4 protein-coding genes and 3 pseudogenes are annotated in these 7,985 nt (G+C 35.2%); 2 read left to right on the forward strand and 5 right to left on the reverse strand.

The window, feature by feature from the left end:
* The 3 genes from Wcon_RS12855 to Wcon_RS11575 form a co-directional block, all read right to left on the reverse strand.
* Nucleotides 1–73, reverse strand: a 73-nt coding sequence (locus tag Wcon_RS12855) for a hypothetical protein (RefSeq protein ID WP_338062152.1), incomplete at its 3' end; no start/stop codon positions are given.
* A gap of 137 nt (nucleotides 74–210) precedes the next feature.
* Nucleotides 211–591, reverse strand: a complete 381-nt coding sequence (locus Wcon_RS11570) for a group II intron reverse transcriptase/maturase (RefSeq protein ID WP_237350120.1) — start codon at nucleotides 589–591, stop codon at nucleotides 211–213.
* On the reverse strand, nucleotides 564–1,640 hold the full coding sequence (locus tag Wcon_RS11575) for a reverse transcriptase/maturase family protein (protein WP_201796975.1): 1,077 nt from the start codon (nucleotides 1,638–1,640) through the stop codon (nucleotides 564–566). The genes Wcon_RS11570 and Wcon_RS11575 overlap by 28 nt, the downstream gene beginning before the upstream one ends.
* 1,110 nt (nucleotides 1,641–2,750) lie before the next feature.
* Between Wcon_RS11575 and Wcon_RS08400 the strand changes: the two are divergent.
* Together Wcon_RS08400 and Wcon_RS12190 are read left to right on the forward strand one after the other, a co-directional pair.
* A pseudogene (locus Wcon_RS08400) lies at nucleotides 2,751–3,765 on the forward strand (IS110 family RNA-guided transposase).
* Nucleotides 3,766–4,288: 523 nt separating this feature from the next.
* Nucleotides 4,289–4,458, forward strand: a pseudogene (locus tag Wcon_RS12190) (IS3 family transposase); the annotation flags it as partial.
* A gap of 19 nt (nucleotides 4,459–4,477) precedes the next feature.
* On the opposite strand, the gene Wcon_RS08410 reads toward Wcon_RS12190, so the two are convergent.
* Together Wcon_RS08410 and Wcon_RS08415 are read right to left on the reverse strand one after the other, a co-directional pair.
* Nucleotides 4,478–6,295, reverse strand: a complete 1,818-nt coding sequence (locus Wcon_RS08410; protein ID WP_114517853.1) for a hypothetical protein — start codon at nucleotides 6,293–6,295, stop codon at nucleotides 4,478–4,480.
* A 351-nt stretch (nucleotides 6,296–6,646) separates the two neighbouring features.
* Nucleotides 6,647–7,956, reverse strand: a pseudogene (locus tag Wcon_RS08415) (IS110 family RNA-guided transposase).
* Between the last annotated feature and the right edge of the window lie 29 nt (nucleotides 7,957–7,985).

Here is a 7,985-nt window from a genome sequence, read left to right on the forward strand (position 1 = left end):
CAAGAGTCTTCCTCTGTCGTTCAATCATTCTCTTTTTCCATTTCGGTAGCTCAGTATTACGTTTACCTAGCAAATCAGCAAGTTTACGTACGTGATGTACTTCAATCTGCTCTTGTGATTTACATAAGTTTGTGCCAATAGTCTTTGCTCTATTTCACTACGCTTATTCCATATTGGTATAAGGTTATCACTTATGCTTACCCATTTATTTCATTTTAGTGATACAGCACCAAAGTGTGTAATTAATGGTATCTTTGATGGTAAACGATCTACTCTGATTTGGATGACTTTTCGTTTTTCACCTTCATCGTTTTCAATCATCGCACCAAATTTTCTATAAATTTTCCTGCAAGTTGTTTTGTATTTAGATGCTAAAGTCTTTACTAATGATACTTCCATCACATACTTCAAATAACTTAGTGTGTGAAGGTTGTAGGCCATTTTGTAATATTGTACAATTCCTCGATATTCAGTTTGATACTGAGCAACAATACTGTAAGCTGTATCAAATATACGTTGAGGTAAATGTATAGGCTTTCCACAACGCATACACTTTTTCTGCTTTATATGATGTGATCCAATACTACCCATCGTTGTGTCCGATGATCATGTTTATCATCTGCATGCAAGACGTGTATTTCATAACCCAAAAAATTGGCTTTGCTATCACATGCGTGTGTAATAAGCGTTTTATCTTCATTAAGCATAAGTTTGAGCTCCTCATTGAGGAATTTAGCAATCTCATTTTTAATTTGTTCAGCTTCATTTTTTGGTCCTGCAAACCCTACCAGAATATCATCAGCATACCTAACATACCAAAGACGTCGATAATTTGGATCGCAAGAATCCTTAGATGGCATACTCTGCACTAATTGACGCAGTTGTTTTGCTTGATCCCAGTTCCCTTGTTTTCTCATCATCGATACTTGCATGGTTAACCTTAAATATTTTGGATTTGTCTTTCTTCGCTTACCTCGGTTATTTGCTGGTATTAGTATATGTTCCACATGTTTATCTAACCGATCGAGTAATATGTTACTCAAAATTGGACCAATAATAGAACCTTGTGGTACCCCACTATGACTCTTATTGTACTTCCAATTTTCCATATATCCTGCTTTTAGCAGTCGATTGATTAGCTGAATAAAACGTTTATCTTGGAAGCTTTCACTCAGTATTTTCAACAACATAGTATGATCAATTGAGTCATAACATGCACTGAGATCTCCCTCTATAAACCATTTTGTACCTCTGCCTTTTTGCATTACTGCTCTTAATGCAGTGTGGCATCCACGCTTTGGTCGAAATCCATGTGAACATTCACTAAATTTAGGCTCATAGTAGGCTTCCAATATTAATCGGATTACTTCTTGAAGTAACTTATTTGACCATGTTGGCAATCCTAACGGCCTGCGTTTACCACTCTTCTTTAAAATATAGATACGTTTTACTGGTGTCCACCGATATTGCTCATAGCGTAAATCCTCTATGATTTTATCGATTTTCTCCAAAGACATACCATCAACTGTTTCAGTTGTCACACCTTCTGTCATAGCACCTTTATTACGACAAAGTTTGCCATACGCTCGAAGGTAAAGATCACGCTGATAAAGTAGGCGATATACGTTTTTAACCGGCAAATTTCTTTGTCCACGTTCACGTATAATGTTAAGTATTGTTTCAGCTTTCCGCATCCTGCGTACCTCCCAATTTCAACATTCGATTATCTGTCACCCTTTGCCCTGTATGTGGCTTTCCCACACTCTCCGGTGATTCGTTACTTTCACGACTACTACGATGACTCCGTAACCATAGAACTCGCGTTCCTTAGGTCATCCCATGTTCCGTCACTAGGAACTGTTCTAGATCAACTTAGGTTTTCTATTCATCTTCTTAAATAAGTTCACTACTTATCGTTCTACAGCCAGAATGTCACACAGATGAAAGTTTAATCTATGCTTACTGTAGACATGGGGTTTTAAATGTGATACCCATGGATGTGAAGTCCCACCCCTGAAGATTGGAATTCAAGCAGTTTAGCTTTAACCATATTGATCAGGTGTTGCAAGCCGTTATCTTACACATCTTCAGATAACTCTCGCTTTACATACATGCTCTTGTCCTCCTTCCCTTTCGGGTTAAAGTTAGTTGTTCACCTCGAGGCCCTTTATTCTGAACCCCGCTTAGCTCCGCTAAGTATTTCTTAATGCGTACCACGGCGCACAATCTCGGTTTATACAGCTTCCATTATTTAGCCATCTATCATATATTTGATGGCCTCGTTTTATTTGTCAGTTCCTCCCATTTCTGGTTGCCCAACTAATAAAATTGAATAACTCAGCCCCTTCGCTCCATTTCCATTACAGAAACTTCTTCGCTACTACGCGCCCCTGTTTTCCGCATCGGTACTTTCATCCTCAGAGATCAGCTCCTTGGACTTTTCCCTTTTTCATCGAAATGACAGGTTCCCGTAGTTCCGCACAATAGCCTAAAACAGCTTCATGCCATCTCTATGCCGGATGCTATCTTGTATCTTGTGAAAAGCATCTAATGTTTTAAGCTTAAGCATTAGATGGAGAAGGGAAGCACTCTGAACGCCACCTTAGATATAAAATCTGCTGGATAGATAAGAGCTCCCTTCTCAAAAGTATAGGCTGGACGGTATCGTAGAAAGACCTAAATGGTTCTCATTCTGTATTCACAAGGTAAGCCTTACTTTTCATTTTAAATGGTAACGTATGGGGTTATATATGATCAACAACTTTCTGGGCATAGATGTATCAAAAGATCGCTTTGATGTTTTTCTCTCGTTCATAAGTAAAAAAGGAAAACGTGAAACTAGAAAAAGGAGTTTTAAAAACGAGGATTCTGGGTTTCAAGGTCTGCTGAGTTTTCTACAAAAGCATAACGTGGAAGAAGTAAAGTCATGCATGTGGTTGTTATAGCGAAGCTTTGGCTGAATTTCTGCACAATGCTGGACATTTTGTTAGTGTTGTAAATCCTTATTGTATTAAATCTTATACAAGGAGTAAGCTCGTAAGACAAAAGAATGATCAGACTGATGCAGAAATTATTGCTGATTATTGTCAAAGACAAGAGCCTACTCGTTGGACACCATCTGCCCCTGAATTGAAAAAACTAAAACATCTCTATCGTTGCTTAGCTGCGTTAAAAGATGAATTGACACTAGTAAATAACCACTTAGAAAAAAAAGAGAGATTGCCTGAAGAAGTTTTAAGTACTTGGGAAGACCTTGCAATGAACACAGAGCAAAAAATAGCAATAATAAAAAACTCCATACGTAAACTATTAGAGCAACACAAGGAATTGTTAAAAAATTTTCAACTTCTATTAACTATTCCAGGTATAGGAGAGGAATCAGCAATAGCTATTTTAGCTGAAGTTCCTGACACAAATGCTTTTAGAGATGCCAGGCAATTGGTAGGATATGCAGGAGTTATACCACGAAATATGACGTCAGGTTCCTCTGTATATGGCAAACCCAGATTAAGTAAATCCGGTTCACAAACATTACGTAAGGCACTGTTCTTTCCTGCCATAGTAGCTAAGAATCACAATCCTATCATTATGAATTTTTGCCAAAGATTAAAGGAAAAGGGTAAGCATAATATGGCCATTGTTAGTGCTGCAATGCGCAAGCTACTCCACATTATTTTCGGTATTCTTAGATCCAAAAGTGCTTTTAATCCTGACCATATAAAAAACTACAGAGCTAGAAGATTGACTGAAGCTTTAGTGATTTAAAATCAAAAAATGATATCCTTCTATCTTATGTAAAGTGGTATCTTATACAAATTTATTGAGTATAGTTGGTTAATGTATATGTTGATAAGTAAATTTCTGCTTGTATATATAAAACTAATTTACTTATCAACAACTATGATCTGTATACCGCTCTACAGAACGTGAATTGGAAGTATTTTTTGATTCTACAATACAGTTATGCAAATTAGACTCAAATTTTTATAACTTTCTCGTTGACTGGCGAGACGGTATCTATCCAGTAAACAAGCTCCCGATAGATTCTTCCCAGGTCAACTCATACCCCCTGGTTTTGACATCTTCAGATCCTTTCGACACTTCCTCAATGGTTCACTTACGTTCATCTCTCTGTTTCACACATGACGCATAATTGCGCCTTTTCCATAACGCTCACTACCCTGGCTCTTTACCAAAGCAGCTTATGGTTGTTTAAAGCCTGCTCTTGTAAACCGGCTTTGAGGGGCCTACCCTCATCTACTGCGTAGCTTTTGTTTCTACGGCACACATGAATCACAAAGGTTGTTGTTATGATAATGCTGTTTCAGAGAGCTTTTTTAGTTCACTCATACTCATTGATACTTTACAACACTCTGCACAACAAGCTAGAACCGCAATATTTGAATATATAGAAATTTTTTATATAAACAGCGTAGACATTCTACATTGCATTCCTGAGAAATTTGATTCATCATTTTCATAATAAAAATGCCTTAACTTCCTCTCTACTTTTTCTGGGTAAGGTCATTTTTACATTATCAATAACTGTGCCTACTACACTCTGTGATTTAGTTCTTTCTTTTTTCTCTGAAGTTTTTAAAGCAGTTTTTTCTTGCTCTGGAGTTTGACTCTGTGTTAAAGCACTTTCCTCGTTCATTAAGCCTGTGGCCCCACTTTGCTTTAGAATATTATTGCTAATTAAGTTTACAATAAAGTGCAGTTCGACATCTTTTTTTATAAAAGGTTCTGTTATTTTTGTCAGTTCATTTATTGCATTTATCTTCTCAACAGGGGACGTATCATCTGCACATATATTTGCTAGCTGATTTAATAACTTATCTTTTTTAAGAGCATTATCACTAAAAATACTGATAATAAACTCTTTTATTTTTTTGATATACTTCAGAAAGAAATTCCTTATTTTACCTAGCAAAGTTTTACTCTCCACTTCTTTCTGTGATTCTTTATACTTATTTAGTAATTTTGCAACTAAATCTATCGTTTTTTGCTTATCTACATTAGCATCTGATATATTTTCCTTTTTTATAATTTCAAAACATTTTGAGAAAAACTCATAATTCTTTTTATATAATGGACGTACATATACTCTTTCTTTTATGCTCTCACTTGCTACAGCAGAAGAAACAGTAAACTTGCTTATCAATTTCGCTAAAAAATTGTATCGAATGTTTTTATGCTTATTGCCTTTTATTTCATTTTTTATACCTCTATCTCTTTCTAGCTCAAACTCCTGCAGCACGTATTTCCAATTATCTAACCTTTTATTGAGCTTTTTTAATTCACGGCTGATTTGTTTGTGTTCAGCTCCAAAAAATCCAGTCAGCTTTTCTGTTTTGCGGCTTGTTGCATTATAATAAAAGCAGCCATAGCGATTTACTTTGGTTACCACTAAGTATGAATTTCTTCCATAAGCTTTATGCACTTCTACAGGATTTAGATGTGGATTATCTTGCCTAAATTGTCCTTTAATTTCCTCAGTCTCCTTCTTGCTTAAATCGTGTATTTCAATTTTTCCATAACAGCTCGATAATTTCATAAAGAATTTTAAAGCATATTCCAAACCAAAATTTAAAGACCTAAAGAACGCTAAATTAACTGCTGCATCACCAAGGCAAATATAATGATCTTCACTCCTCTTTTTAGCATAGCCGCAATTTATTTCTATCTTTTTTACTACTACACTATTTAGGTCTACTTTCCAATCCTTCAGTATAAGAGTTGATATGATAGAAGATATCGGATAAAGTATTTTGTCTGGCACTTGATTAGAAGCTTGAAAAGGATATAAAGGGTTTGTGTTTATATTAGGATAATTTTGATCAAATGTCTTTGCTAGCTCATTACTTATAAAGACCGGAATTGTTACATCAGTCACTTCACTTTCATGTTTACTTGCCACAATATCAGCAAGCTTTATATCTCCAACATTCTTCATTACTTGATGCAAAGCAGTAGGCTTACCATTCTTTGCTTTAAGGTTGATGTACATTGCATGTTGAAGTGGAATAGTAACCATGTTATCTTGATTGCTGCCGAATTTATTAGTCCGAAGCATGCTATTACTTCCTGTACAATCCAGTATTATTGGATTCTCATCCTTATGCTTTTCATCTACTTCCTCAAAGCTTTTTACTTTCTCCATTTTATACTCAACATTGCCAGTTGATAGTGCTTCTTCTTTGAACTTTTTTTCTAGATTTTTTATAACTATCTTATTGCCACTTTTCTTTAAGTCCTTGTTCAGCTCTTCAAAGAATTTACTATCTATCCCCAATCTATCAAAGATTTGCTGAACCTCTTTAAAAAATCCATTATCTATTTTGACGTTAATCTCTCTTGTAAATTCTTCACGTTTTTCATAAACAGTAACTTTTACACCAAGCTATGAAGTTAGCACTGCCATAAACGACCCAACTGGACCAGAACCAACTATAACTACATGACCAACATTAGACATTGCTTTCCCCACTTTTTTAATTGGTACTACTATAGCATAAATGTCAATTTAGTCAATATTGAAAATTTATAAATATGGATCAATCTTCTGAAATTCTTTGTTTTTTCTACGCTAATTTTAATAGCATTTCTACTTCTCTTTCTATACTTCTAAGAAACTTCCCATTAGTTATTCCTGTTGAACTAAGATATAACCGAATTCCTGTGCCTTTTTGATTAAATTTTTTACAACTTTCTCTTTGTAACGTGTTTCATAATAATCTATTCCTCTTTCTACATATTCTTGTCCATACTTCAACATACTATAAAAGATACATGCTATTTTCCTTGCCGTAGCAGTAATCGCTTTTGGTGCACCTAGTCGTTTTTTTAACCTTCTACAATATGCACCTATTCCGCTATTGCTTCTTGATACACAATGAGCAGCCATTCGAAATGCATTCGCGGCACGATTAATGACTTTACGTGTTCTTGTGCTAAACACTTTTTCCCCTGTAATTTTATTAGCAGGGCTTAGCCCCAACCACGAAGTAAAATGCTTTTCTGATCGCCATTTATTATAGTTAATACCAACTTCCGAAATGATAGTTTGTACAGTTAGTATATCCAATCCAGGAATTTTGGTAAAATCTATACCAGTTACTCGATATAATTCTTCATGCAAAGCAAAGTTTGGTTTACTTTTTCTATGCTTATTTTTCTCTTCACCTAACTTTTTACTCTCATCAGACTTTGTCTCAAATGTTTTATAATATTCTTCAATGCTCCTGTCACATTCTGCTACTTTTTCCTGATAAATATTATATAGCTCAAATTCTTGCTTTAATGTAAATAGGTGTTCTTTTCTATAGTTTCCTGCTAATGCTTTTGCAATAACAGATTTATCACTTTTTATTCATCCATCTCTTAGTTCAGCCAATTTTTCAGGATTACTCTCACCATCTATTATTGCTTTAATAATTTGCATTCCAGTTACACCAGTTGTATCGCTTATAACTCTATGTAGTTGAATATTCATTTGTGTTAGCGCTTTTTGCATACGCAAAGTATGTGTAGAAGCATTTTCAATTAAATTTTTACGTTGCCGAACATAACTACGCAATACACACATCTGGCCTAAATGACCCTTGGAGTAACCCGTAACTGTGTAGTTGTTGAATCCATTGACAATCTTGCACATCTGATTTTCTCCCAGGTACATTTTTAACATGTTTTGCGTTTACCAGTTTTACTTCAAATCCGTGTGATTCAAGTACTTGAAACAAAGGAATCCACTGTTGACTCCATGGCTACTGTATTCACTTTACATTTTTTCAACCATTTTGCTATGTTGTAGAGATCTTCCGTAAAGCAGCTAAATTTTTGTATACGTTGTTCATCGCTTCCTTCGGGTACACATACATAATGTACAGCCGAGCCAACATCGATTCCTGCTGCATTAGGATTCGTTATCTCTAATTTACTTTTGACCTTTGCCATTTTTAATCTCCATTATATAATAATCCATA

This window comes from Wolbachia endosymbiont of Cylisticus convexus (assembly GCF_003344345.1).